Source organism: Acinetobacter sp. SWBY1 (genome assembly GCF_002946595.1).
Lineage (GTDB): Bacteria > Pseudomonadota > Gammaproteobacteria > Pseudomonadales > Moraxellaceae > Acinetobacter > Acinetobacter towneri.
This window is the reverse complement of sequence record NZ_CP026616.1, coordinates 1,955,565-1,981,587: the sequence shown is the minus strand read 5'-3', so window position 1 is coordinate 1,981,587 and position 26,023 is coordinate 1,955,565. Positions and strand designations below refer to the sequence as shown.

Annotated in this window: 32 protein-coding genes; 10 read left to right on the top strand and 22 right to left on the bottom strand. The window is 42.9% G+C overall.

Annotation, left to right across the window (positions count from 1 at the left end; genetic code table 11):
- Positions 1 to 102: 102 nt before the first annotated feature.
- From C3Y93_RS09635 to ubiG, 6 genes are all read right to left on the bottom strand, one after another.
- Complete coding sequence (locus C3Y93_RS09635; RefSeq protein ID WP_104852768.1) at positions 103 to 492, bottom strand: RcnB family protein; 390 nt, start codon at positions 490 to 492, stop codon at positions 103 to 105.
- A 248-nt stretch (positions 493 to 740) separates the two neighbouring features.
- The gene (locus tag C3Y93_RS14375) at positions 741 to 896 is read right to left on the bottom strand and encodes a hypothetical protein (protein ID WP_171287396.1); all 156 of its coding nucleotides are present in this window, start codon (positions 894 to 896) and stop codon (positions 741 to 743) included.
- A 129-nt stretch (positions 897 to 1,025) separates the two neighbouring features.
- A complete protein-coding gene (locus C3Y93_RS09630; protein ID WP_104853269.1) occupies positions 1,026 to 1,445 on the bottom strand; it encodes a hypothetical protein in 420 nt (139 codons plus the stop codon).
- Positions 1,446 to 1,652: 207 nt separating this feature from the next.
- Positions 1,653 to 2,399, bottom strand: a complete 747-nt coding sequence (locus tag C3Y93_RS09625) for a YciK family oxidoreductase (RefSeq protein ID WP_019837018.1) — start codon at positions 2,397 to 2,399, stop codon at positions 1,653 to 1,655.
- A gap of 68 nt (positions 2,400 to 2,467) precedes the next feature.
- On the bottom strand, positions 2,468 to 3,169 hold the full coding sequence (locus tag C3Y93_RS09620) for an HAD family hydrolase (protein WP_104852767.1): 702 nt from the start codon (positions 3,167 to 3,169) through the stop codon (positions 2,468 to 2,470).
- Complete coding sequence (ubiG, locus tag C3Y93_RS09615; protein ID WP_104852766.1) at positions 3,166 to 3,882, bottom strand: bifunctional 2-polyprenyl-6-hydroxyphenol methylase/3-demethylubiquinol 3-O-methyltransferase UbiG; 717 nt, start codon at positions 3,880 to 3,882, stop codon at positions 3,166 to 3,168. The genes C3Y93_RS09620 and ubiG overlap by 4 nt, the downstream gene beginning before the upstream one ends.
- 181 nt (positions 3,883 to 4,063) lie before the next feature.
- Here ubiG and C3Y93_RS09610 point away from each other — a divergent pair, with 181 nt between their 5' ends.
- On the top strand, positions 4,064 to 4,684 hold the full coding sequence (locus tag C3Y93_RS09610) for a thiol:disulfide interchange protein DsbA/DsbL (RefSeq protein ID WP_004974070.1): 621 nt from the start codon (positions 4,064 to 4,066) through the stop codon (positions 4,682 to 4,684).
- Positions 4,685 to 4,798: 114 nt separating this feature from the next.
- Here the strand turns inward: C3Y93_RS09610 and C3Y93_RS09605 are convergent, their stop codons facing one another.
- Positions 4,799 to 5,455 carry a TetR family transcriptional regulator gene (locus C3Y93_RS09605; protein WP_104852765.1) on the bottom strand — a complete coding sequence of 219 codons (657 nt, stop codon included), beginning with the start codon at positions 5,453 to 5,455 and terminating at the stop codon, positions 4,799 to 4,801.
- 202 nt (positions 5,456 to 5,657) lie between these two features.
- On the opposite strand from C3Y93_RS09605, the gene rph reads away from it, so the two are divergent.
- Together rph and C3Y93_RS14370 are read left to right on the top strand one after the other, a co-directional pair.
- Entirely contained in the window at positions 5,658 to 6,374 is a 717-nt protein-coding gene (gene rph, locus C3Y93_RS09600) for a ribonuclease PH (RefSeq protein WP_019837013.1), read from the top strand.
- A 160-nt stretch (positions 6,375 to 6,534) separates the two neighbouring features.
- Positions 6,535 to 6,786, top strand: coding sequence for a hypothetical protein (locus C3Y93_RS14370; protein WP_171287395.1), 252 nt, complete (start codon positions 6,535 to 6,537; stop codon positions 6,784 to 6,786).
- Positions 6,787 to 6,901: 115 nt separating this feature from the next.
- On the opposite strand, the gene nadC is transcribed toward C3Y93_RS14370, so the two are convergent.
- Positions 6,902 to 7,747 (bottom strand): carboxylating nicotinate-nucleotide diphosphorylase, encoded by an 846-nt coding sequence (gene nadC, locus C3Y93_RS09590; protein ID WP_104852763.1) that lies wholly within the window; start codon positions 7,745 to 7,747, stop codon positions 6,902 to 6,904.
- A gap of 177 nt (positions 7,748 to 7,924) precedes the next feature.
- Here nadC and ampD point away from each other — a divergent pair, with 177 nt between their 5' ends.
- Both ampD and murJ read left to right on the top strand, forming a co-directional pair.
- Positions 7,925 to 8,524, top strand: a complete 600-nt coding sequence (ampD, locus tag C3Y93_RS09585; RefSeq protein WP_104852762.1) for a 1,6-anhydro-N-acetylmuramyl-L-alanine amidase AmpD — start codon at positions 7,925 to 7,927, stop codon at positions 8,522 to 8,524.
- A 50-nt stretch (positions 8,525 to 8,574) separates the two neighbouring features.
- Entirely contained in the window at positions 8,575 to 10,125 is a 1,551-nt protein-coding gene (gene murJ, locus C3Y93_RS09580; protein WP_171287394.1) for a murein biosynthesis integral membrane protein MurJ, read from the top strand.
- 77 nt (positions 10,126 to 10,202) lie between these two features.
- Here murJ and C3Y93_RS09575 read toward each other — a convergent pair whose 3' ends face one another.
- The 10 genes from C3Y93_RS09575 to C3Y93_RS09530 all read right to left on the bottom strand — a co-directional run bounded on the left by C3Y93_RS09575 (position 10,203) and on the right by C3Y93_RS09530 (position 17,512).
- Positions 10,203 to 10,892, bottom strand: coding sequence for an FKBP-type peptidyl-prolyl cis-trans isomerase (locus C3Y93_RS09575; protein ID WP_004974089.1), 690 nt, complete (start codon positions 10,890 to 10,892; stop codon positions 10,203 to 10,205).
- A 56-nt stretch (positions 10,893 to 10,948) separates the two neighbouring features.
- A complete protein-coding gene (locus C3Y93_RS09570) occupies positions 10,949 to 11,653 on the bottom strand; it encodes an FKBP-type peptidyl-prolyl cis-trans isomerase (protein WP_004974091.1) in 705 nt (234 codons plus the stop codon).
- A gap of 552 nt (positions 11,654 to 12,205) precedes the next feature.
- Complete coding sequence (gene ahr / locus C3Y93_RS09565; protein ID WP_104852760.1) at positions 12,206 to 13,228, bottom strand: NADPH-dependent aldehyde reductase Ahr; 1,023 nt, start codon at positions 13,226 to 13,228, stop codon at positions 12,206 to 12,208.
- A gap of 94 nt (positions 13,229 to 13,322) precedes the next feature.
- Entirely contained in the window at positions 13,323 to 13,886 is a 564-nt protein-coding gene (locus tag C3Y93_RS09560) for a DNA-3-methyladenine glycosylase I (RefSeq protein ID WP_104852759.1), read from the bottom strand.
- 52 nt (positions 13,887 to 13,938) lie between these two features.
- Entirely contained in the window at positions 13,939 to 14,184 is a 246-nt protein-coding gene (locus tag C3Y93_RS09555; RefSeq protein WP_104852758.1) for a hypothetical protein, read from the bottom strand.
- An 18-nt stretch (positions 14,185 to 14,202) separates the two neighbouring features.
- Entirely contained in the window at positions 14,203 to 14,742 is a 540-nt protein-coding gene (locus C3Y93_RS09550; protein ID WP_104852757.1) for a M23 family metallopeptidase, read from the bottom strand.
- A gap of 60 nt (positions 14,743 to 14,802) precedes the next feature.
- Positions 14,803 to 15,837 (bottom strand): A/G-specific adenine glycosylase, encoded by a 1,035-nt coding sequence (mutY, locus tag C3Y93_RS09545; protein WP_104852756.1) that lies wholly within the window; start codon positions 15,835 to 15,837, stop codon positions 14,803 to 14,805.
- A 136-nt stretch (positions 15,838 to 15,973) separates the two neighbouring features.
- Complete coding sequence (locus C3Y93_RS09540) at positions 15,974 to 16,336, bottom strand: HIT family protein (RefSeq protein ID WP_104852755.1); 363 nt, start codon at positions 16,334 to 16,336, stop codon at positions 15,974 to 15,976.
- Between the two features lie 69 nt (positions 16,337 to 16,405).
- A complete protein-coding gene (locus C3Y93_RS09535; protein WP_104852754.1) occupies positions 16,406 to 17,146 on the bottom strand; it encodes a dienelactone hydrolase family protein in 741 nt (246 codons plus the stop codon).
- A 207-nt stretch (positions 17,147 to 17,353) separates the two neighbouring features.
- A complete protein-coding gene (locus C3Y93_RS09530; RefSeq protein WP_004974108.1) occupies positions 17,354 to 17,512 on the bottom strand; it encodes a DUF1328 domain-containing protein in 159 nt (52 codons plus the stop codon).
- 191 nt (positions 17,513 to 17,703) lie between these two features.
- On the opposite strand from C3Y93_RS09530, the gene C3Y93_RS09525 reads away from it, so the two are divergent.
- The gene (locus C3Y93_RS09525; RefSeq protein ID WP_104852753.1) at positions 17,704 to 18,156 is read left to right on the top strand and encodes a YcgN family cysteine cluster protein; all 453 of its coding nucleotides are present in this window, start codon (positions 17,704 to 17,706) and stop codon (positions 18,154 to 18,156) included.
- 117 nt (positions 18,157 to 18,273) lie between these two features.
- On the top strand, positions 18,274 to 19,542 hold the full coding sequence (locus C3Y93_RS09520; protein WP_004974112.1) for a replication-associated recombination protein A: 1,269 nt from the start codon (positions 18,274 to 18,276) through the stop codon (positions 19,540 to 19,542).
- 114 nt (positions 19,543 to 19,656) lie between these two features.
- Here C3Y93_RS09520 and C3Y93_RS09515 read toward each other — a convergent pair whose 3' ends face one another.
- The 4 genes from C3Y93_RS09515 to dapA form a co-directional block, all read right to left on the bottom strand.
- Positions 19,657 to 19,869 (bottom strand): cold-shock protein, encoded by a 213-nt coding sequence (locus C3Y93_RS09515; protein ID WP_004974113.1) that lies wholly within the window; start codon positions 19,867 to 19,869, stop codon positions 19,657 to 19,659.
- 359 nt (positions 19,870 to 20,228) lie between these two features.
- Positions 20,229 to 20,948, bottom strand: a complete 720-nt coding sequence (purC, locus tag C3Y93_RS09510; RefSeq protein ID WP_004974116.1) for a phosphoribosylaminoimidazolesuccinocarboxamide synthase — start codon at positions 20,946 to 20,948, stop codon at positions 20,229 to 20,231.
- Positions 20,949 to 20,984: 36 nt separating this feature from the next.
- A complete protein-coding gene (locus C3Y93_RS09505) occupies positions 20,985 to 21,584 on the bottom strand; it encodes a hypothetical protein (RefSeq protein ID WP_026438344.1) in 600 nt (199 codons plus the stop codon).
- 14 nt (positions 21,585 to 21,598) lie between these two features.
- Entirely contained in the window at positions 21,599 to 22,498 is a 900-nt protein-coding gene (dapA, locus tag C3Y93_RS09500; RefSeq protein ID WP_104852752.1) for a 4-hydroxy-tetrahydrodipicolinate synthase, read from the bottom strand.
- 971 nt (positions 22,499 to 23,469) lie between these two features.
- On the opposite strand from dapA, the gene mhpT reads away from it, so the two are divergent.
- From mhpT to pncA, 3 genes are all read left to right on the top strand, one after another.
- Positions 23,470 to 24,696: a 3-(3-hydroxy-phenyl)propionate transporter MhpT gene (gene mhpT, locus C3Y93_RS09495; RefSeq protein WP_104852751.1), complete on the top strand. Its 1,227-nt coding sequence runs from the start codon at positions 23,470 to 23,472 to the stop codon at positions 24,694 to 24,696.
- A 196-nt stretch (positions 24,697 to 24,892) separates the two neighbouring features.
- Entirely contained in the window at positions 24,893 to 25,294 is a 402-nt protein-coding gene (locus C3Y93_RS09490) for a hypothetical protein (protein ID WP_104852750.1), read from the top strand.
- Between the two features lie 47 nt (positions 25,295 to 25,341).
- Entirely contained in the window at positions 25,342 to 25,968 is a 627-nt protein-coding gene (gene pncA / locus C3Y93_RS09485; RefSeq protein WP_104852749.1) for a bifunctional nicotinamidase/pyrazinamidase, read from the top strand.
- Positions 25,969 to 26,023 lie beyond the last annotated feature (55 nt).

Sequence of the window (26,023 nt, the reverse complement as noted above, 5' to 3'; positions counted from 1 at the left end):
ATTTCACAGCAATGTGATGAGTGTGGGACATCACTCTATAAAAAAAGCCCAAAGTGGACTTTGGGCTATGGATTTAGAGCTTGTGTACGCGTAACAGTAGATCTATAAACCTGCGATACGCAAAATATGGTGGTTTTCGACATCGACCAAAATGTAGTCTTGGTTGATTTTATACCATTGTTGTTTGCGTTCAGGGCGGGGCAAGTTATGTTCCTGATAATCGACTTTATAACCATTGCCACGATAATGCTGCGGCATGACATAACCCGTTTGCCATTTATGTTGCTGTAGACGTTTTACACCACGTTCTTCACGCATGCGGCGTTTGTCTTGCATACGCTCTTCAGCATCGGCACGAAATTCACGTTTATTGTGTGCTTGGTGACGAGGATGGTCAGCAGAGTCTCGATCAAATTGAGGAGCGGCAGTTGCAAAATTGCTGCTTAGTAAAGCACTGAAAGACATTGCCAGAACTGTCAAAATCTTTTTCATGTAAACCCCTCATCTTTTATCTCTATTTCACAGTTCATACTTTAGCCATTAAATGCAGAGAAACTGTGAAGAAAGCACATGAATTTTTTAAATACGCATCTGCAGGATGCAGCGTGGCATTGATTCTATTATGCGACAAAATACGAAATTTGCAGCAAGCATTGCTCAGAAAATAGGGGCAGGATGCTTTTCGTTGTGCTAAGGAAAGGATGAGGCATCACCATAGCAGCGTACTGCTATGGTCTGCTCTAGTTCCAATGTTCAGTTAAGCCTTGTAATGTTTGCACAGCGATGGCAATACTTTCGGCTGTTTCACGATCATCTAAAGCCGCAATTAAATGCTGACCTAATTGTAAGCTTTCAATACTTTGAATCACGGCAGTTTTACGTTGAATATCATTCATCACAATTTACCTAATGCTTGTTGTGGAGATATATCAAGCATAGGTGATTTATATTGATTTGAAAAACCGTATAATTTTATGAAAACAATCTGATAAAACGATTTGTTCCGCCGTTGCCGTGATTTTTGCTTAATAGGCGTAGTTTAAATCGGTGTAGTCGGTCAGTGATTTTTGAATATGTGCATTGATAAATTCACGCACATCTTCAGTACTCATTGGTGTACCTTGTTTGGTAATCACGTGTTCAATTTCAGGTTGCCCTTCAATTTTAATACGATAAACAAAGTTTTTAACCACTTTGTAGGTATCGTCCAATTTTTCAATGCCTGTGACATAGTGGTAAGCATGTTCAAAATTAAGATCGGTATGTGAAAACACAAACTGATCAAACAGTTTGATTTTCTGACCGTTGTCGAGTGCCTGAATGTCATCTACGATGCTGGCTTCAAACTTCATGCCATATTTTTCAGAAATAGGCTGACCATCAATGAATAAAGACACCATACCATCTTCAAGTGGTGTCACGGTGATGTTGTTTAATTCAGTCATGTTGCTCTCTGCATCGTTGAGGTTGAATGGAAATGTGGAAGCATGGTAATCAGGCTTTGTGCTGTCAAAAATAGGCAGGATAAAAACCTCAAAATGCTTGTGTGATGCCATTTTATCGCAAATCAATGTGCAAAAATTGGCAATATGCTAGGTTAAGTCCATAAAAAAGGAAGCAAGCGCTTCCTTTCTTAGAATCAAATGACAGGACTAATCCTGTGCATCAATACTTTGACCATTCATGTGCAAACTGTCATCGCCCATTAAATATAAATAGGCCGGCATGATGGCATCGGGTGTAGGTAAAGTTTTTGGATCTTCATCAGGATAGGCTTTGGCGCGCATGGCCGTACGGGTCGCACCCGGGTTAATGCAGTTGTAGCGAATATTCGGATGCACGTTTTCTTTGGCAAATAATTGACTCACTGCTTCAATTGCAATTTTAGACACCGAATAAGCACCCCAGCGTTCACGTGATTCACGACCTACACCTGAACTGGCAAACACCACTGAAGCATGTTCCGATTTTGCTAAAAGCGGCAATAATTCCTGAGTAAGTACAAATGGCGCACGTAAATTCACGGCCATGACGTCATCCCAAACATCGGCAGGGTAATTCGCTAACTCAGTCCGTTCACCCAAAATGCCCGCATTATGCAAAATACCATCCAAACGTCCGAATTGTTTGTCTAGGGTATCGACTAGTAATTCATAATCTCGCGGTGAAGCACTCGAAAGCTGTAGTGGCAAAATTGCAGGTTGCGGTGCGCCTAAACTTTCAATTTCGTCATAAATCACTTCAAGTTTATTGAGAGTACGACCATGCAGTACCACGGTTGCTCCGTGTAGTGCATAACTGAGGGCAGCCGCTCGTCCAATACCATCACCCGCACCTGTAATGAGGATAATACGATCTTTGAGAAGATCGGGACGAGGTTGATATTCTGAATATTTCATGGGCTCCCTCCTGTTCATTTCTGATTGCTTATGGGTTGAGTTTCATGTCATCGCTTTGCAGAATAGATTCAAGCATTGGTGCTGCTGTTTTGCGTACTAACCTGTAACACCATTTTGTTTAAAACCGTATGTAATTCAGTCACTGAATCTACTATACAATCTGCTTGCCATGCTGTTAAGTTATCTTTGTGTTGTAACGGTAAATAACCGTAAGCGGCTAAAATCGTATACATATTGGCATGACGACCAGCATCTATATCACGTGGATGGTCGCCTACATAAATACAATGTTCTGGGGCAATTTCAATCTGTTTGGCCGCCAAATACATAGGTTCTGGGTCTGGTTTGGTACGGCTAACATCTTCAGGGCAGACCAAAACGGCACAGCGTTCAGTTAAATTCAGTGCTTTGAGCAGCGCTTCGCTAAGCCAACGCGGTTTATTGGTCACAATGCCCCACGGAATTTGACGCTGTTCTAACGCTTCAAGCAAGGGATACATGCCTTCAAACAGATCAGTTTCGACTGCAATATCTGCGCCGTACAGGTCTAAAAAGCGCTGTCGATGGGCCAAAAAAACAGGGTCATCTACCTCAAGTTCTGGGTAGACCAGTTTGACCATTGCCCGTGCACCTTCAGATACCTGTGTGCGAATGGCGTCTGCTGCCACTATTTCACAGCCTTTGTCGCGGCACATATCTTGAATGATGCGAATAAAATCTGCAGCGGTATCAATTAAGGTACCATCGAGGTCAAATAAAACCGCCTTCATTTTGTTGCCTCGTTGACCGTGTAGACCATGTAGTTCACATCCACATTTGGTGCTAACCAATAGCGCTTGGTGAGCGGGTTGTAGTGTAAGCCCGTCATATCTTTTAGTTTCAAACCTGCTTGGCGAATGTCATGTGCCAATTCAGAGGGTTTAATAAATTTATGATAATCGTGTGTGCCTTTGGCCAGCATGCGCAGCACGTATTCTGCCCCAATAATGGCAAATAGGTATGATTTAGGGTTGCGGTTAATGGTCGAGAAAAATACATGACCACCTGGCTTGACCAGTTTTTGACAGGCTTGAATAATTGAGGCAGGGTCGGGTACGTGCTCTAACATTTCCATGCAAGTCACCACGTCGTATTGACCAGCTTGCTCATTAGCCAGTTGTTCAACAGGAATTTGGAGATATTCAATATTGTGTACGCCTTCTTGTTCTGCATGCAGGCGTGCCACGTTTAAAGGTGCCTCGCCCATATCAATTCCAAGCACATTGGCACCGCGACGCGCCATGCTTTCAGCCAAAATACCACCACCGCAGCCGACATCTAGTACTTTTTTGCCTGCCAAGCCGCCTGCGTGTTCATCAATCCAGTTTAAGCGTAATGGATTAATCATGTGCAGAGGGCGGAACTCGGAATGCTGATCCCACCATATGGCAGCAAATGCTTCAAATTTGGCAATTTCTTGTGGATCAACATTCAAATGCGACATGGGTGTCACCTCAATTTAATCGTGATGATAGTAAAAATATGTATAAATCCTAGTGTAGCGTTAATTCTAAAAAAAGCGATAAAAGCTGTAAAAAAGTTCACAGAAGGAAAACGAAATCGGCATAATTGATTTATAGTGTTGCCATACACTAAACAGAATGATTTAGAGGATTATAAACGCAATGAAAAAATTCCTTTTAGGTAGTTTGGCAACTGCCATCTTTGCTATTTCTGGTAGCACTATGGCGGCAAATTTTGTAGCAGGTAAAGATTATAGCGTTGTCGCTAACCCAGGTAAGGTTGATGTACCGGGTAAAATTGAAGTGCGTGAGTTCTTTTGGTATGGCTGTGGTCACTGCTTTACTTTAGAACCATATATGCAAACATGGTTACGCCAGTTACCTAAAGATGTGAATTTTGTGCGTACCCCTGCGGCCATGAACCCTGTTTGGGAAATGAATGCACGTGGTTATTATGTGTCTGAAGCTTTGGGTGTGCGCAAGAAAACTCACTTGCCACTTTTCCATGCCATTCATGACAAAGGCCAGCAAATTTTTGACCAGCAATCACAGGCTAAATTCTTTGTGAAATATGGTGTACCTGAAGCGAAATTTAACAGTATGTTTAACTCGTTTGCGATCACCTCTAAAATTTCACAAGCTAAACAATTGGCGCGTCAGTACCAATTGACGGGTGTGCCTGCGGTAGTGGTAAATGGTAAATACATTGTGCAAGGCGATAACGGCAAAGTGATTCAAGTAGTCAACTACTTGGTTGATCAAGAGCGTAAAGCCAAGAAATAAGCAGATGCAATAACAAGATGATGTGATGCTGAATCGGCAGCGCATCGCTAAAAACCGCAATGATTGCAATGTCATTGCGGTTTTTTTAATGCAGGTTAAAAGCCTGTTGTATGTTTAATCTGTGACAGGCTGTGGACGTTGCCAGTGATAAACGCCACGAAATAATAAATGTACTTGGGTAATGGTTTGTTGAATAAAACGCTGCTGTTGTTTTACTAATTTTTCGGCTTCAAATTGGCGTTCTAAACCAATCCAGCTCATTGCCCAATTTAATAATAAATTAATTAAAATATTGGCCAGAATGTGCAAGTCTTCAGTATGCTGAAAATGTTGTACACTTTCGACCCGTTGTAATTCATTAGCTAAATCTTCAATTAAAAAATCAATTTCACGGGCAATGGCTTGCCGTAAAACAGCGGAACCGCCCCAGCGTTCGGAAATTAAAAAAATCCATTGTTGTGGGTGATGATCGACCGATTTAAAAAACAGGGTCAGTGCCGTTTCGGTCTGTGCATTGGGTTGGTACAAATAGTCTTGACCCAATTGATTTAAAATTCCTTTAATGTGCAAGGCAACCTGATCGACCAAATCTAGCCCCAATTCATCCATGTCTTGAAAATGCCGATAAAACGCGGTGGGCACGAGTCCAATCTGTCGTGAAATTTCTCTTAAGCTAATGCTACTAAATGCACGCCCTGCGCTGCTGAGGTGTAGCACTGCATCAAAAATTGCCTGACGACTTTGTTGTTTTCGTTCTTCCCGAATCGACATTGTATTTCCTGATTCTGCAAGTGCCACGCAGTCTAACAAAAACCTGTGTTTCAGGATAATACTAAAAGATGAATGAAGCCACCTTATAAAATACAGCTAAAATTTACCGAAACAGAACACGACAAGCTTTGGATAAGCGACCTGCGCGGTGGCATCTGTTATACTTGCGGGCAATTTATTTGAGTCAAAAATAGGACACATTATGCGTATTGACCAACGAGCTTTAGATCAATTACGTGAGGTAAAAATTACCCGTAACTATACTCGCTATGCTGAAGGTTCAGTGTTGGTAGAGTTTGGTCATACCAAAGTTTTGTGTACTGCAAGTATTGATAACTCTGTACCGCGTTTTTTAAAAGGGCAGGGACAAGGTTGGGTAACTGCAGAATATGGCATGTTGCCACGTTCAACGCATACCCGTAGTGACCGTGAAGCGGCACGTGGTAAACAAAGCGGGCGTACACAGGAAATTCAGCGCTTAATTGGTCGTAGCTTACGTGCTATGGTTGATTTGAAAAAACTGGGCGAAAACACCATTACTATTGACTGCGATGTGATTCAGGCCGATGGTGGTACGCGTACGGCAGCCATTACAGGTGCAGCAGTAGCGTTGATTGATGCCATGAATGTGTTGCTAGAAAAGAAAAAAATTAAGCATGATCCATTAAAGGGTTTAGTGGCTGCAATTTCTGTAGGTATATACCAAGACCAAGTGTTATTGGATTTGTGCTATGAAGAAGATTCCAATTGCCAGACCGATTTAAACGTGGTGATGACCCAAGCAGGTGAGTTTATTGAAATTCAGGGGACTGCTGAAGATAAGCCGTTTACTCGCGAGCAGTGTAATGCCATGTTAGAAATGGCAGAAAAAGGCATTCAGGAATTGGTGAAAAAACAGCAGCAGGCTTTGGGTTGGTAAGCCAAGTTTTCTAAGATTGCAGGACTGTTCAAAACGCATCTTCGGATGCGTTTTTTATGGATGACGCGTGGATTGGGATAGGAGGCATGAAGCAAAAAGCTACAATATTGCAGGATGAGTTCTTTTAAGATGGAAAACTGTATGAAAAGAGGAAGAAAGCATGAAGCTACTGATTATTGTAATGTCTGCCATGATGTTGTTTTTAACTGCATGTGATTCACGTACTGAACGTGAAAATGAAGACAATCGTAGTGTACTCGGTCAAGCTTCCGACAACGACAACGACAACGACAACGACAACGACAACGACAACGACAACGACAACGACAACGACAACGACAACGACAACGACAACGACAACGACAACGACAACGACAACGACAACGACAACGACAACAAGGACGATGATTAAATTCAAAATTGAGGCATAAAAAAGGAGGCTCATAGGCCTCCTCAAAATCAATTTTTGGTAAAATTAAGGGCGCAGATTGCACCCTTAAGTTTACAGTCTCTTTAAAAGCAATCGTTTACGCATTAAAACGCATTGATAAATCCACAGCTTTGACATCTTTGGTTAAAACACCCATCGAAATATAATCTACGCCTGTGCTGGCCACTTCACGTAAATTTTCAATGGTGATGTTGCCTGACGCTTCAAGTTTGCAACGACCAGCTACATGCTTGACCGCATCAATCATTTGTTGCTGGCTAAAGTTATCCAACATTACAATATCAGCATTGGCTTCAAGGGCTTGATTCAATTCATCCCAAGTTTCCACTTCAACTTCTACAGGTTTGCCCGGAGCAATTGCATGTGCTTTGGCAATTGCTTGAGTAATGCCACCTGCAGCCATAATATGATTTTCTTTAATCAAAAAGGCATCAAACAAACCTAAACGATGGTTTTGTCCCCCACCGACCGAGACAGCATATTTTTGTGCAATGCGTAAACCAGGTAAGGTTTTACGGGTATCTAGCAGTTTGGTGTTTAAGCCTTCAAGTTGTTGTACATAGGCTGCGGTTTTGGTCGCAACAGCAGACAGGGTTTGCACAAAATTCAGCGCAGGGCGTTCTACAGTTAACAGGCTGCGTGCAGAACCTGCCAATTTCAAAAAGGCTTCATTGGCAGCAACGTGGTCGCCATCATTTTTTAACCACGTGACTTGCACATTGGCATCGTATGCTTGGATTAAGGCATTGACCCACGGTTGACCTGCCAAAATCATATCTTCACGGCTTATAATCGTAGCAGTGGCCTGCTCATCTTCAGGGGTCAATAATGCGGTAATATCACCATCACCAATATCTTCTTGCAAGGCTTGCTGAATATTGATTTGGATGGATTGTTCAAGCAAAGCTGGAGAGATGCTCATAAGATTTTCCGTGTCGATCTTGCCCATGAAAATTGCGCGTTATATTAACACTGTTCTGCGTCTGGATGTGTTTTTTAGCCACGTTCGGGTGTAATTTAAGATGTTCATTGTCACGTGTTGGCATTAAACTGAAATTTCTGTTCTAGTTTTCTATTCTAATGATTTGGGGATTGCCTTATGCAGCATGTGCCGTCGTTTCAGGTGGTTGAGGGTCAATTATTGGGAGCAAGACAAGTCCCATCTCCGAATTTCAACGCCCGTCCGACAGACCAAGAGATTCAATTGCTGGTCATTCACAATATTAGTTTGCCGCCGTCACAATTTGGTGGTGGTTATATTGAGCAATTTTTTCAGAACCAACTGGATTGGTCGCAGCATCCTTATTTTCAGACCATTCACGGCATGCAGGTTTCGGCACATTTGCTAATTTTAAGAACAGGCGAGGTGCTGCAATTTGTTAATTTTGCAGATCGGGCGTGGCATGCGGGGCGTTCTAGTTATTTGGCGCAACCTGAATGTAATGATTATTCAATTGGGATAGAGTTAGAAGGCAGTGATGACTTGCCTTTTGAAACAGCGCAATATCAGAGTTTGGTGCAGGTGGTACACAGTTTGCAGCAGGCCTATCCGAGTATTCAGCAGCATATTGCAGGACATTCTGATATTGCGCCAGGACGCAAAACTGATCCAGGGCCGTATTTTGACTGGCCGTATTTTCGTGAACAGTTATCTCAACTTAAAGCTTCGACTTCACAGAAAAAATTGATCAATCAATAACAAAACTTTGTTGATGCTTTGATTACAATAGCGACTAATTTTTTGATTGGGTGGTAACGATGGCGCTTTGGCGATCGACCTTTATTGTCAGTGCAATGACCATGCTGTCACGGGTGCTAGGATTAGTCCGTGATGTGGTGTTGCTGAATGTGTTTGGTGCAGGTAAAGATTTCGATACCTTTGTGGTGGCGTTTCGCATTCCGAACTTTTTCAGGCGACTATTTGCCGAAGGGGCGTTTTCGCAGGCATTTATTCCTGTATTGACCGAATATAAAACCAGCCGCACTCATGCCGAAGTACAAATTTTAATTAGTCGGGTTTTTGGCTGTTTAATGACGGTAATGACAGGGCTAACCTTTACCGCCATGGTGGCTGCGCCTGCGGTGATGTATATCTACGCACCGGGTTTCCATAGCGACCCTGAAAAGTTTGCGCTAGCCACCGATATGTTCCGCCTGACCATTCCTTATTTGTTGTTTATGTCGCTGACGGCATTTGCCAGCAGTATTTTGAACAGCTATGGCTCATTTACCACGCCTGCCTTTGCGCCTGTATTGCTGAATGTGGCGATGATTGCAGGTGCATTATGGCTCACACCGTACATGGCAGAGCCGATTATGGCACTGGGTTGGGCGGTGATTATCGCGGGTGCTTTACAACTTGCGATTCAAATTCCAGAACTATGGCGTAAAAAGCTGCTGATTCCCCCTAAAGTTGATTTCAAGCATGAAGGGGTGGATCGGATTATGAAGCTGATGCTGCCTGCTTTATTTGGGGTATCGGTCACGCAAATTAACCTGCTACTCAACACCATTTGGGCATCTTTTATGCAGGATGGTTCGGTGTCGTGGTTGTATAGTGCGGAACGTATGACAGAGCTACCTTTGGGCTTAATTGGTGTAGCGATTGGGACGGTCATTTTACCGTCACTGTCTGCGCGTCATGCAGAACAAAATATGGATAAATTCCGCGGCATGATGGACTGGGCTGCACGGGTGATTATTTTGGTAGGTGTCCCTGCCAGTATTGCACTGTTTATGTTATCAACGCCTATTATCCAAGCCTTGTTTGAGCGTGGTCAGTTTAGTTTTAAAGATACGCAAATGACCGCTTTGGCCTTGCAATGTATGAGTGCAGGGGTGATTTCATTCATGCTGATTAAAGTCTTTGCACCGGGTTTTTATGCACAGCAAGACACCAAAACACCAGTACGTGTGGGTTTAATGGCTGTGGCTGCCAATGCGATTTTAAACGTGGTGTTTATTGGCTTCTTTAAACTGATTGACTGGCAAGCTGAACACATGGCATTGGCACTGGCATCATCAGGTTCGGCTTTGGTGAATGCAGGCATGTTGTATTTCTATTTGCATCAACGCAAGATTTTCCGTTTTGGTGCGCACTGGAAAAAACTCATGGTGCAGTTTGCAGTGGCAAATGCCGTGATGATTGCTGCGTTGTGGTATGCCTTAACTTGGTATAACGGTGATGTATCACAATGGATGCGTGTGGCAGAAGTCACTGCGCTGTGTGTGGTGGGCGTAGTGGCCTATGGGGTTGGATTGTTGGCAACGGGTTTTAGACCACGTCATTTAAAACCTTAATGAAGCGAAGTTGATCTGAAAAAATACCGCAATTTAAATTGCGGTATTTTTTTGTTTAAAGATGATGCGGCTTTGGATTATTTTACAATTTCTAAAAGTTCCACATCAAAAATAAGCGTGCTGTTTGGCTCAATTGCATCGCCTGAGCCAATTTGACCGTAGGCTAGAGCAGCAGGAATAAAGAAGCGATATTTGGCACCAACTTTCATGAGTTGTAAGCCTTCAGTCCAACCTTGAATGACTTGGCTGACCTGAAATTCTGCAGCTTGATCGCGGGCGATAGAACTGTCAAATACCGTACCATCAATTAAACGACCTTCATAATGGACTTTAACGGTAGAGGTGGCTTTGGGTGATTTGCCCGTACCTGCCTGTAAGACTTGATATTGCAAGCCAGACTTGGTGACTTTGACCCCTGCCTTTTTGGCATTATTGTTTAAAAAGGCTTGCCCAATTTTAGCATTGCTATCGGCTACTTTTTTAAGCTCAATCAGTTGTTTGGCTTCGGCTTGCTTTTTGAATTGAGTCAGCACTCGTGCCATTTCTTCATCGCTTAAACTGGCGGCTTGGTCTTGTGTTGCCATTTTTAAGCCAGCAATGAAGGCTTCGAGATCAATATCTTTTAAGGTTTCCGCATTGCTGCGCCCCATTAAATAACCAAAGCTATAACCAACCTGATCTGCAACAGGACTTTTATTGGTCACGGTTTTGGCAAAACTGCCACTGCTGAGCAGTGCGATACACACAAGGGCAAGGTGTTTTTTCATTCTTTTCGTCCTAAGACCATACAGGAGAGCCAAGCTCTCCTGAAAGGGTGATGTTGTTATTTCACTTCAATCAGTTCAACATCAAAAATTAAGGTGCTGTTGGCAGGAATCATGCCTGGTACACCTTGTTCGCCGTAGCCCAGTTTCGATGGAATATACAGCGTAGCTTTACCGCCTTCCTTCATGAGCTGTAAACCTTCAGTCCAGCCCGGAATGACTTGATTCAGTGGGAATTCAATTGGCTCACCACGTTGTACCGAGCTGTCAAATACTTTGCCATCGACCAGTTTACCCGTGTAGTGCACTTTGACCACAGAGCTTGCCGTTGGCTGTTTGCCTGTGCCTTCTTTAATCACTTGATATTGCAAGCCAGAAGCTGTGGTTTGTACGCCTGCTTTTTTGCCATTTTCAGTTAAGAATGAATCACTGGCTGTTTGTGCAGCTTGCGCTTGAGTGGCTTGTTTTTGTTGCAACTCTTGCTGGAATTGCTCATAGGCTTTTTGTAATTCTTCTTCGGTGTAGGCAGGTTGTTTACGCGCATGACCTTCACGCACACCTGTTACAAAGCTGTTGATGTCTAGCTCTGGTGGGGTTTGATGTGCCACTTCATAACCCAAAGCGTAGCTGATTTTTTCAACCGCAGAAGCATTTGCCGACGCTTTAGAGGTCGCCACTGCTGGGTTTTGAGAGGCATAATAAACAGGAACAAGTGCAGCACCGCCTAAAATTACAGCAACAGCGATGGGTAAGGCTTTACTCATAGGTTTTCTCAAATTCATTTTATAGTTAAAAAAGCAGCATTCATCTTAGCAGACTTTTTCACAGACTTTTCTAGTTTGGCACGTGGCTTTGCAGCCTGTGTCGATTCAACTTTTTAATATATGCTGCTTACGCAGTTTATTCTATAACAGACTGAATATCTAAAACATTTTTTATACATAAATCTTATCAATTCAGGACTAGATGTGGGTCATTTAAGAAAAGTCAGATTGCGTTTGGGCTGTAGGTAAATTTTTATTGTAATCGCATAAATGATCAAGACAGCGTCCTGATGGGTTGTTGTCCAATAATAGGATTAACCTTCGGTTCGACCCACTTTTGTTTCGGCAAAAGTGGGCAAAACCATTGTCATCCACAAAACCTGTTTAATTCTTGTATCTCATTCATTATTTCGCAGAAACAATAATGGTCTAATGCTACGCAGGTTGTGGATGACACTTCCGAGTATCCTCATGTGATCTAGGTTTTTAGATGAGCGGTTTTACCTAAATAAAGATAGAAATATATTTGACTATCATGACTTATCTTAAAAGTCAGTCAAAGTCGGCCTTTAACACAACCCGATAGCGTGCCTTGCCCTGATGCAAATGTTCAATTGCCTGATTGATCTGTGACATTGGAAAAACTTCGACTTGCGGGGCAATCTGTTTGCGTGCTGCAAATTGAAGTAATTGACGCAGAGCTTTGGGTGAACCTGTTGATGATCCCGTAACTGATTTTGCACCACCAATCAAGCTGCCTGCCTTAATGGGCATGGGTTCTAGCGTTAAACCTAGCATGTGAATAGTGCCATGCGGTGCCAGCGTGCTTAAATAGGCATTCCAGTCCAAGCTCACATTTACCGTACTTAAAATCAGGTCAAATTTGCCACGTTGGGTTTTAAGCGCAGCGGCATCACGGCTGTTCACCACATGATCTGCCCCCATGGCCAACAATTCTGCAGTTTTGTCGGGGTTGGTACTAAAGGCGGTAATTTCACAGCCCCATGCTTTTAAGAGTTTGATTGCAATGTGGCCTAAGCCACCAATACCAATCACGGCAACATGATGCACTGCTTGAATTTGGTGTTTCAAGATCGGATCAAATACGGTAATTCCACCACAGAGCAAAGGCCCTGCACTGACAGGATCGACCTCATCGGGTAATGGAATGACCCACTGCCAACCTGCACGGACTTTATCGGCAAAACCACCTGCATGTCCCACAATGGTTGCGGTGGTGCCATTGCTGCACAGCACTTGTTCGCCTGCAATACAGGCATCGCAGTGTTGGCAACTGTCTGCAGTCCAGCCAATGCCTACACGTTGCCCCACGGTTAAACCTTTGGCTTCACTGCCCAATTGAGTAATCGTGCCAATAATTTCATGTCCTGCCACCACAGGATATACTGAGGAATGCCAGTCATTTTGAATGACTGAAAGATCGGAATGGCATAAGCCACAATATTCGACTTTGACTTCTACCTGATGCGCCTGCAGTTCACCCGCATCAAATTGATAGGCTTGCAGGGCTTCACCTGCCTGCATTGCGGCATAGGCTCGAATGGTATTACTCATATTGCACCGTCCTTGTCATAAGGCTGACTGTATTGATTGGTGATCTTGCTATTATGGGTTGAGCAGTTTTGAATACTAAAGCTTGGATGTTGCTTTAAGATGTTGTTTTAAAGTGACAGTGATTTTCATGGTCATCGACCATGCCCACAGCCTGCATAAAAGCATAGCAGGTGGTCGGGCCTACAAATTTAAAACCATTTTTCTTTAGGGCTTTCGACATGGCAACACTAGCGTCGGTTTGTGCAGGCGCAAGACGATAGTCAGGTACATCATTCCTAATAGGTTGCTGTGCAACAAAACCCCAAAGCCATGTCACGACGTTTATATCGGCGTCTTTTAGTTTTTGCCATGCACGTGCGTTGTCACGAATTGCTTGTAATTTACCTCGATGTCGAATCAATCCAGCATCTTGTAATTTGAGCGCAATATCATCATCACTGAAGGCGGCAATTTCAGCAATGCTGTATTGAAAAAAATGCTGACGATACGCTTCACGTTTTTTTAATACAGTAATCCAAGACAAGCCTGCTTGCTGTCCCTCTAAACACAGCATTTCAAATAAATGCACTTCGGCAAATACAGCTTGTCCCCACTCTAAATCATGATAGGCAATATAGAGCGGATCATCGGAACACCAACCACAGCGTTGTATCGTCATGGGTCATGCTCCTTGTTGAATAGATAGCTGAATAGATGTGAATGGGACGGACTTAAAGCTGAAATGCTGCCCATTGGTCATGTTGGTTATCCCAATAATATAGTTCTGCCTGTTGCAGATCGTGAAAGGAAATCCAGTTGTCTTTACCAACTTTATCTGAATAACCTGTGCTGATGAGCAGGGCATCTTCAGTAATTTCCATGACCCAGCCTTGATGGACTTGTCCTGCCAATACAATTTTTTGTTGATTGCCAGATTCTGCAAATTCCACCAATCGATTTATCAAGGCTTCAGACATGAAATGTTCCTAACAAAATTAACGTAAATAAGGATAAGGATTGACCGCACCGCGTCCTTTACCATTTAAATAAAGTCCGTAATGCAAATGTGCGGCAGTGTGTCGGGCGTTGCCTGTATTGCCGACATAGCCAATATGCGTTCCTGCCTTGACATAATCGCCCACGTTTAAACCGCGTTTATGTCCATCCAAGTGTGCGTAGTAATGCCAAGTGCCTGCAGGCCCTAATATCCAAATTACTTTACCACCTAAGCGATTATCGCGTAAGTCTGCAATTAAACCTTCTGTAGCGCTATACACTTTGCTGCCTTTGGCGGCAAGAATATCAATGCCTTCATGCAAACGTCCGCTACTACGAGATGCACCCCAAGTGTCATTCAACTGATGCGCTTTAATGCCCTGCACAGGAATGGGCAAGCGAGTTTTTAAACTCATTTGATTGAGTTTTTGCACCAAGGCAGGCGGGAGTGGGGTACTAGGACGTTTCGGTGCACAACTACAGGCCGCAATCAATAAGGTAAAGAGTGACAGGCTTAAAACAGCAATCCATCGAAACATAAGACATCCTTGTAATGGCAGTGAAAGCAAAGATTTCATTCATCACGATGCTTGACTATGTCACAGATTGATTGCCGAGATCAATTTTTTCATGGCCGTCGGAATGCCCAAATCGCTGGCTTGTTGCGGACTATACCAATCTGCATTCAGTTCTATTGCCAAGTGTTCTTGTAGATCAGCATCGACCTGAAAACACAGTGCTTCAAGCTGCCAAGTGAAATGGGTAAAGCTATGTGAAATCTGTGCGCGTTGCTGTACCTGTTTAAGGCTCAAGCTTTGACACAGTTGCTCAAAAGCCTGTGCATCTTCAATGACAGGCAAACACCATAGTCCACCCCAAAGTCCTGTATTGGGACGTTGTTGCCATAACCACTGATCTGCGCATTGCAGTACTAAGACCTGTGCAGATTTAACGGGTACGGCTTTTTTCGGTTTTTTAAAGGGCAATTCCTGCTCTAAACCTTGTTGATGTGCTTTGCAGTGTTGTTGCATTGGGCAATATAAGCACAGTGGTTTTTTGGGGGTACAAATGGTGGCGCCCAAATCCATAATAGCCTGAGTATAGTCGTGATTACGCACTTCGGGGCAGAGTTGTTCTGCCAGTTGCCACATGGCACGTTCATGCACAGGTTTAGACAAATCGTCTTCAATAGCAAAAAAACGTGCCAACACCCGTTTGACGTTGCCATCCATAATCACGCCGTATTGGCGTAAACCCAGCGACATCATGGCACCGCCCGTAGAGCGACCAATGCCCGGCAAAGCCATCCACTGTTCTAGTGTGTTTGGAAAATATCCTTGTTGAGCCACAATGGCTGCTGCTTTGTGCAAGTTACGGGCGCGGGCGTAATAGCCTAAACCTGCCCAATATGGTGCAACTTCATCCCAAGTTGCGCGTCCTAAATCTTGCACTGTCGGAAAGCGCTGCAAAAAACGCTCAAAATATTGCAATACGGTTTTGACCTGAGTTTGTTGCAGCATGATTTCAGACACCCACACCGCATAGGGATCATCGGCGACTTGCCACGGCAGGTCATGGCGTCCGTGTTGATCGAACCACGTGAGGAGAGCATCGGAAAATGAAAAAGCAGTCATGCGAACCCAGTTTGTAAAGTAGCGGCTTAGTATAGCCAAACTGGCGTGGGAATTACGTGCATAAAAAAAGAAGATGAGCGTGCATCTTCTTCTTTAGGTTTGGTTTCACTTGGTTTGGGATAAAACGAGTCGTGGTTTAAATTTGACCGCTCATACCCCAACGGTTATCCAATTTTAAGGTCTGACCTTCATAGCGTGGAATAATGTGGATGTGTAAATGCTCAGATTTAGCATCAAACACATCGCCATCATTAAAACCCACATGGAAACCTGCAGGTTGATGACGCAAGTGCAACTCATTGCGCGCCAATTCTAATAAAGACATCAGGCTTTTACGCTCTTTGTCGGTGACTTCAAAAAAAGAACCCACATGACGTATTGGAATAATTACGCAATGTCCTTTAGATAGGGCATTGGGTTCAGGCAAAATGACCCCAAATTCATTTTTTGCCAAAACATCATAATCATCAAAATTGCAATAAGGGCATTGCTCAGTCATTGTTATATCCTCTTCTTTAAAATTTTCTTGGCTTGCGTTGAGTATATGTTGCGTAATGTGAACAGCAGATTAATCTGTTAAACGACGATTCAACACTTCGTACATTGCCGCTAAACCTTGCTGCTCTGCCGATGCGTTGTAGCCTAAATCGACCCCATTGGCTTTGGCACGTTCATCGGCTTGAGGGTTACTAAAACCGTGTTTGGCATCTTCAAAAATAATCACTTCATGCTCAACTTGAGCCGCGTGCATTTCTTCACGGAAACTTGCAACATCGTCTAAAGTCACCATGCTGTCTAGCTCACCATGCAACACCAAAATCTCGGCTTGCACCTGACCTTGTTGTGCAGGGGCTTTCGGGCTGAGGTTGGCGTGGAAGGTCACCACGGCTTTTAATGCTGCGCCAGAACGAGCCAAATCCAGAACGACTTTGCCGCCATAGCAGAAACCAATTGCAGCAAGTTTATCGCGATTTACTTCAGGTTGGGCAGCTAAAGTGTCCAAAGCTGCAGACGCACGAGTCACAATTGTGTCGGCATCTGCAAAAGTTTGCATCATCCATTCATTGGCTTGGGCTGCGGTAGTGGTGACTTTTTTATCGCCATACATATCAATTGCTAAGGCTGCAAAACCATGTTCAGCCAATTCACGCGCGCGTTGTTCGGTATATTCGTTACGTCCCCACCATTCAGGTGCGACAATCACCCCCGCGACAGCTTGTGCTGTTTCTGGTGCAGCAAAATAACCGATCAGTTTGCTGCCATCTGCAGCCGTATATTCAATTTCGCGAGTTTTGATTGCTAAAGCCATGCCTTATTCCTTATCGTTTTCAATGCCATGATTAAAGCATAATAATATGGCACGCATTTTTAAAAACAGGGTAAATACTGCCTATAAATGTGAGAAAATATTTTTAAAATAGCCAAATTGGCATTTGTTGCGTAAAAAGCGGACATAAAAAAAGAAGGAAAAATCCTTCTTTTTTATCTGATTTTTAGGAATTTATAGACGAGGTCACTAGATTTTTCCGCGAGAGAGGAAACCAACAATTGCCAAAATCACAGCAATCACCAATAAAATAATGGCAAAGTCTTTGGATAAACCAGCGACACCACCAAAACCAAGTAAACTCGCGATTAACGCAATCACTGCGAAGATTATAGCCCAACGAAACATAATTGTTCTCCATGTGTTTTTATTGCTTCTGAATTGAGTATAGGGAGATCAACGCAGTACAGTGTTTTGTTTTTGTGTATTAAATGTTCAGTTGTTTGAGTTAAGTGTTTGATTCATTTAAAGACTAAACAAAAGCAACAAGTTGAAACAAGGCTGTTATAATGACGCAGTTTTGTTATTTTCTGTGCGCTATGTCTGATCAATTACGACCTGAATTTTGGAAAAACTATCCGCTGAATGCCTTAAATACTGCGGAATGGGAAGCCTTGTGCGATGGTTGCGGTTTATGCTGTTTGGTCAAACTAGAAGATGAAGACACGCAGGAAGTGGCCTATACCAAAGTGGCATGCAAGTTACTGGATTGTAACACAGCACGTTGTTCAGATTATGCCAATCGCTTTGACTCTGTTCCCGATTGCATTCAACTCACCCCCGAAAAACTAGAAAAAATTCACTGGTTGCCGCCAAGTTGTGCCTATCGCCGTTTAAAAGAGGGTAAAAATTTGCCATCTTGGCATTATTTGAATACGGGTTCACGCCAAAGTGTGATTAAAGCCAAAAAATCTGCAGCAGGACGCTGTATTTCAGAATTGGATGTTGCAGAAGAAGACATAGAAGATTATGTGGTGCGTTGGGTGCGTTAATTCATATTGTAGAACAAACCGTGAATCGTGTTTTAGTGATAAATCGGTACGATTAGAAATACTCCAAAGCTTGAGATCATAGTAGACTAGGTTGAAGTCAAGTATAGAAATAACAAGATGTCAGAGAGTCATATTCCACTGCCTGAGCGTTTGCGTCCACGCGATTTATCGCAAATTATTGGTCAAGATCATCTTTTAGGTGAGCAAGCGCCGTTACGCCAAATGATTGATCAGGGGCATTTGCCTTCAATTATTTTCTGGGGGCCACCAGGGGTGGGGAAAACCACCATCGCTTTGCTGTTGGCGCAGGCGGTAGATCGTCCTTTTATCAGCCTTTCTGCCTTGAATACTGGGGTCAAAGAGCTGCGTGAAATTATTGCCGAAGGCGGCGATTTGCTCACACCAGTGGTGTTTATTGATGAAATTCATCGCTTTAATAAGTCGCAGCAAGATGCCTTATTAAATGCGGTGGAAAAGGGCAAAATCACCTTAATTGGTGCGACCACTGAAAATCCATCTTTTGAAGTCAATAGTGCGCTGCTTTCACGTTGTCAGGTCTATACCTTAAAGGCTTTAGATGCCGATTCGATTCAGACTTTGCTTACTCAAGCCATTCAGCAAGATCAATTCTTAAAAGACCGTTATATTCAGATTGAAGAATTTGATGCTCTGATTCAGTTTGCTGCAGGTGATGCACGCAAGGCTTTAAACCTACTGGACTTGGTGGCAAGCACCTTTGAACCCGAGGTGGAAAATATCATCACCAACGCGATTGTGGTCAAGGTTGCGCAACAAAACATTGCCCGTTATGACAAGTCAGGCGAGCAACATTATGATTTGGTATCGGCTTTTATTAAGTCAATTCGTGGCAGTGACCCCGATGCTGCATTGTATTGGATGGCGCGCATGCTCAAAGGCGGTGAAGACCCGAGCTTTATTGCGCGTCGCATGTTGATTGCTGCTTCGGAAGATATTGGCAATTCAAATCCGAATGCCTTGTTATTGGCAGGCGAGTGTTTCCGCTCGGTACAAGTGCTGGGTATGCCCGAAGCGCGGATTATTTTAGGACAATGTGCAGTATATTTGGCAACCAGTGCCAAAAGTAACAGTACTTATTTGGCAATTAATAAAGCCATGGATTTGGCTGAAAAAACCGCCAACTTACCTGTGCCACTGCATTTGCGTAATGCACCGACCAAACTGATGAAAGAACAAGGCTATGGCGTAGATTATTTGTATCCGCACAATTACCCAGAGCATTTTGTGCTACAGGACTATTTGCCGCCTGAACTGAAAGGCACAAAGTTGTATGAGTCGGCACGTAATAAACGTGAAGTGGAAGGTGAGCGTTTACAACAACGTCGTTGGCAGCAGACTCAATCCTAAGCGATTTGGTATAGCTGAAAAGATATTTGTAAAAGTATTGGCATAAAAAAAGCTCAAGAATCAACTTGAGCTTTTTTAGATTTGTTTGCAGCCTTGAGTGCTGCATTCAAAGGTTTAAAGCGGTTTGATGTTTACAGCATTCGGGCCTTTTTGACCTTGCGCAATGCTGAATTCAACTTGCTGACCTTCGTGTAAAGTCTTGAAGCCTGAGTGTGCGATTTCGCTGAAATGCGCAAACACATCTGGACCAGATTCTGGTTGAATAAAACCAAAACCTTTAGTTTCGTTAAACCACTTTACCGTGCCTTTCATTGTCGGATTTGACATAGGGAAATATCCTGCTGAATTTTAATATGTTGCAATCTAAAAAAGATTTGGAATAACTGGGAAAAAGATGCGACTTAAAATCTGAACAAACGAAGGATTACAAAATAAAACTACGGACTTAGACGATTAAAACGAACTTCATATTTTTCTAGTATGACAACAAGCATACACGGAATTGCAGAATACACAATTTAAATTCAGATAAATTTAAAAATAGGCAGACAGACTGGGCATTGTGGATGGGGCGATTTTTTCAAAGATTTGGTTTGTAAACCCTGTTTGGTCTACAGCAAAATACAAAAAACCGAGCAATGTTGCTCGGTTTTGGGAATTCAGCTTTTAAAATTGAAAAGCTTGAATTAGATATTGTCTAAGTCGATGCCTAAACGTGCAGCAACTTCTTCATAAGCTTCAACCACACCGCCTAAACCTTGACGGAAACGGTCTTTGTCGAGTTTCTTCTTGGTGTCTTTGTCCCATAAACGGCAACCGTCTGGAGAGAACTCATCACCCAACACAATACGGTCGTGGAATACACCAAACTCAAGTTTGAAGTCGACCAAAATCATGTTACCTGCATCAAACAATGCTTTTAATACATCGTTGACTTGGTAAGTTAATTCTTTCATTTTTGCCAATTGTTCAGCATTGGCCCAACCTAAAGCAATCGCTTGAGATTCGTTTACCATTGGGTCGCCAAGAGCGTCATCTTTAAAGAACAATTCAAATGTAGGTGGGGTCAGTTCTTTACCTTCTTCTACACCTAAACGACGGCAGAGTGAACCTGCAGCGTAGTTACGAATAACGCACTCTACAGGAATCATGTCTAACTTTTTCACCAATACTTCGTTTGGTGTAAGTAGTTTTTCAAAGTGAGTTTCGATACCCGCTTCAGCCAATTTTTCCATGATAAAGGCGTTAAAACGGTTGTTCACCTTACCTTTACGATCTAGTTGTTCGATTTTTTCGCCATTGAACGCAGAGGCATCATCACGAAAGACTAAAATCAGGTGGTCTGCACTGTCTGTGGTATAAACAGATTTTGCTTTACCAGTATAGAGCAAGGTTTGTTTTAACATGAGGGAACCTTTTTCAAAAAAAAATGCCTAGTACGGCTAGGCTGGCCAATTTTGGTAAATCTGGGCCAACAGATCTGCAGCTTTTTCTTGATCTGCAAAGCTGTTATCGGCATTGAATACAGCTAGGTTGTTGCTCGAACCGACAGAGGTCAATCTTAAGACATAAATCTGTTGATCGACCTTAATGGTTGCCTCGTAACGGTTCTTACTTTGACCAACAATGCTGTAATTCAGACTGCTGAGGGTGGCAAGTGTGTATTGCCAAATTGTAGCAGAATTTCCATCAATTTTGAGCAACGGATTTTGGTTTCCGTCAACTACGGGTTGAGGACGTCCAATTTGCGTACTGTCTTGAACTGTGTTGCTGCTGGCTTGCATGGCTTCAGGACGTGGCATCGCAAAACGGTTGCCACGTGCATTTTCAAGCTTAGGTGCATTTGCCGTTGCTAAAGGGTCAACGCTTGGTGCAGGATACAACGGTGTTGCAGGTCGAACCACAGAACCTTCTGGATATTGAAGTGGTGCTAAAGTAGCGGCGTCTTTATAGTCCAATGAACCATTATTGATGGCAAGAGAACTACAACCAGCCAAACTCAATACTGAAAGTGCGGCGATAAAACCAAAACGTAATTGCATCATACTAAGCTCTTTTATTGAATGACACCCGCAGCCTGAAGGGCTTCGCGTAACGGTGCACGATATTGTTCTGCAAGCGGAGTTAATGGCAGGCGAATTCCTGTACCAATTAATCCCATTTCATGAAGTGCCCATTTCACAGGAATTGGGTTCGATTCACAAAATAGAATATTGTGTAAATTTGCAATCGCACTGTTTTGTTGCTCTGCACCTGCAGCATCACCTGCGATTGCAGCCGCGCAAACTTGGCTCATGGCTTTTGGTGCAACATTGGCAGTTACAGAAATATTGCCTTTTGCACCGTGCAGCATCAATTGATATGCCGTAGCGTCATCGCCTGAATACACCACCATGTTTTTGCCTGTTAGGCCAGCCAATAATTGCTGACCACGTGGCACATCGCCCGTTGCATCTTTTACGCCCACAATATTTGGGATGTCTGCAAGACGGATGACCGTTTCATTTGACATATCTACACCAGTACGACCCGGTACATTATATAAAATGATAGGTAAATTAACTGCTTCTGCAATTGCTTTATAGTGCTGGTATAAACCTTCCTGAGTTGGCTTATTATAATAAGGCGTTACCAATAAGGCCGCATCTGCGCCCAATTGTTGTGCTTCTTTGGTCAGTTCGATGGCTTCATGCGTTGAGTTTGCACCAGTACCAGCAATGACAGGAATACGCTTATTTGCGACGCGAATAATTTCTGCGATCACTTTGGTGTGCTCTTCCATACTTAAGGTCGATGCTTCACCAGTTGTACCTACAGCAACAATACTGTTGGTACCTTGTTCTATGTGCCACTCAACGAGCTTCTCGAGACCTTTCCAATCTACGCTGCCATCTTCTAACATTGGGGTGACAATTGCGACAATTGAGCCTTGAATGGTCTGTGCTTGCTGAGTCATTTTTTAAAAAGATCCTATTTTTCCATCCACAGAGGTGTAGAAAAGGTAGATGTGGATGGTTGCAGTATTTTGATTTGGGTCAAAATTCAATCAAATTGATTAAATAATGCTTAGCCAAATTATGACTGATTCAGTGTGTCAGAACAATATGCTTTCGTCAAAGCAATCATAAACTTTGTTTAATTTAGTATTTTAGGATCAGCAGCTTGTTGTTCAAAATAAAAAAATAATAACCATCTCCTTTGTACCCAAATTTTCATTGGTATGGCACAACCCTCATCAGCACTTTTTTAGCCTCAAGTTTGAAATACAACGCTGAATATAGGGTCTGTTGACATTTCATAAATGGCTTGCGCTGTAGGCTAAAACTGAGCAGATCAGGCATGAAACGCAGGGAATAGCGAGACTATTGCCAAGTTTCATAACGCAATCTGAGAAAGTTTTAGCCACAGCCTTTCAGGGCGAGCATATTTTTTGCTGCTATTGCGTTATGTGCCAGTCATTTAGAATGACTAAATTTCCTGTCTCATGCCTTATATCAGCTAAAAAATCTTGCGAGATATATCTCTCACGTCGCAAACATAGATGAATTGTCAACAGACCCTAGATATTTATATAAAAAAACGCTCAATTCAGACCTTATAGCTCTTATATCTGACTGTTTTAATCTGGATATTTTGATTTTTGATTCTTAAGAATAATAGCTTTTAAGTCTACCTATGTTGTCGCTGACTTCTTAAATGGTGAGAAATCTTGCGCTGAATTTACTGCTTTAAGCGGGAAAATAGCGTGTAATTTGCCAGATTTATTGTTTTTTTCGCTATGTTTTTTTCTACATGCTGCGCAACACGTTTGCGCTGATCTGAAAAAATTCACTTTGGTCTAACACTTATTGATAGCTATTGCTGCAGTTTAAAACTGCGCAAGATGCAGGCTTTCACATGGCTATCTAATTCTAGTAGAGGGACCCAATGGATAGATCAACACAACATAGCGATCAGCGGCATGCGGTTATTACCGTCGCGATCTGCTTTTTAATTGCAGTGATTGAAGGTCTGGATATTCAGGCAGCAGGTATTGCTGCGGCAGGTATCCGTGAGCATTTTGGTTTAGACAGCTCGCAGCTTGGGGTATTTTTTAGTGCGGGTATTTTAGGTTTATTGCCAGGTGCTTTGGTTGGCGGACGTTTTGCAGACCGTATTGGTCGTAAAAAAGTATTAATCTGGTCTACAGCAGTCTTTGCTTTATTTACCTTATGTACGGTGTGGGTGAATAGCTTTGAAAGCCTATTGGCGGTGCGCTTCTTGGCAGGTGCGGGTTTAGGGGCAGCCATGCCAATTTTAATTACTTTGGCATCTGAAGCTGTTTCGCCACAAAACCGTGGTCGTGCTGTGGGCTTGATGTATTGTGGTATGCCTGTGGGTGCAGCCATTTTATCTTTAATTGCCAGTACAGATTTTGGCTCAAACTGGAAAAACATTTTCTATTTGGGTGGTTTGCTGCCATTTATTGTCATTCCATTGATGATGTGGTTATTGCCAGAATCACGTGAATTCTTAAAAGCACAAGCGGCAGGTAAAGATGTCACAGCACAAAATGCTGCGCCAAAAGCATCTTTTAAAGATTTGTTTAATTCACAAAACTTATTGCGTACCTTATTTATTTGGGTGAGTTACTTCTTTACCTTGATGGTGGTTTACATCATGTTGAGCTGGTTACCATCTTTATTTATGGAATTAGGTTTCTCGCGTAAAGAAGGCAGTACTGCACAGTTCTATTTCATGGTGAGTGCGACAGTCGGTACTGTAATTTTGGGCATGCTGACCGACCGTTGGAAAAAAGCCTACGTGATTTTATTGATGTATGGTGGTATTTTGGCAGGTTTATTTGCTCTAAATGCAGCGGGTTCACTCATGCAAATGTATATGGCTTCAGCTTTGGTCGGTGCTTTTGTGATTGGCTGTCAGAGCGTGTTATATGCTTTTGGTAGTATTGTCTACCCAACCGAAGTACGTGGTACTGGGGTCGGTGTTGCCTCTGCTGTTGGTCGTGTAGGCGCAATGCTTGGCCCTGCTATTGCAGGTCAGTTGTTGGCAGCAGGCTTTGGTGCGGCTGGGGTTATTTCAGCAGCCATTCCATGTATTATTATTTCAGCCATTTTCATGTTGTTATTGGTACGTCGTATTCAAACTGTTTAAAAGGATGAGAACAGTTGAAAGACCAAATAGCCTGCACCTGCAGGCTATTTTTTTGTATGTTGATCGCTGATTTTTGAGAGAAAATGCTCGAATGAAGTGTGACAAGTACTGTCGCAAAGCTGCCTGTTCTACTGGGTGGCAATGACGCAAGCAGGGTATAATAAGTCCTAAAAAACAGTAAATATAAGAGTATCATTTGAAGCAGAAAAAATTGATTGCAGAATTTCAGTTGGATCAACAGCAGTTTTCGCTGTATCTGATTGAATATGAATTTATTTTAGAACTGAAACGCCATTTTCGAGCAACACGGACTTCTCCAAAACAAAACGCGTGGCTGGCATTTGCCGATCAAGCTACTTATGAAGATGTCAACGCAGGTATTGATGCCTTTCAGGTGATACGTTTAACCCGACAGCATTTGGTCAATTATTTAACTCGGCATCCACTGCCTTATTTTTATTTTCATGCCGCGACTGCACGCAAAGCCAAAATCTATCCACGTTTTGTACGGCAATTATTGTTACAGCTACCGAACTATCAACATTGTGCCGAAAACGATTCTTTTTATTTTTATCAAAGCGATACAACTCAGACTTAAATTTCAGCTATGCTGAGGGTAGCGTTTAAGATGGGAAAGGAAACAGCATGCAGCAGCTGAATAATGCCTTGATTGTGGTTGATGTGCAAAATGGTTTTTGTCCAGGAGGTAATTTGGCGGTTGCAAATGCCGATCAAATTATTCCCTGCATTAATGCGTTGGGACGTGTGTTTCAGAACATTGTGATCACCCAAGACTGGCATCCTGCAACGCATGTGTCCTTTGCTGCCAACCATGCAGGCAAACAGGACTATGAGCAGATTCAGCTCAGTTATGGCGAGCAAGTGTTGTGGCCTGTGCATTGTGTGCAAGGCACAGCTGATGCTGAATTACACCCAGATTTAGATTTGCCTACAGCACAATTGATTATACGCAAAGGTTTTCACGAGCAAATAGACAGTTATTCTGCCTTCATGGAAGCAGACCGCAAAACCACCACAGGCTTGGCGGCCTATTTAAAAGCCCGTGAAATTGATACGGTTTATATTGTGGGCATTGCCACCGACTTTTGTGTGGCGTGGACGGCAATAGATGCCTGTGAGTTGGGTTTTAGCACCTATGTGATTGAAGATGCCACCAAAGCGATTGATTTAAATGGCTCTTTAGAACAAGCATGGCAACAGATGTTGGCACAAGGAGTACAGCGAGTACAAAGTCAGCACTTACTTGGCTAAAACTAGATAACGAACTGGCCGCGAAAGGGAAGGGCGAAATCTTCCTTTTTGCTAT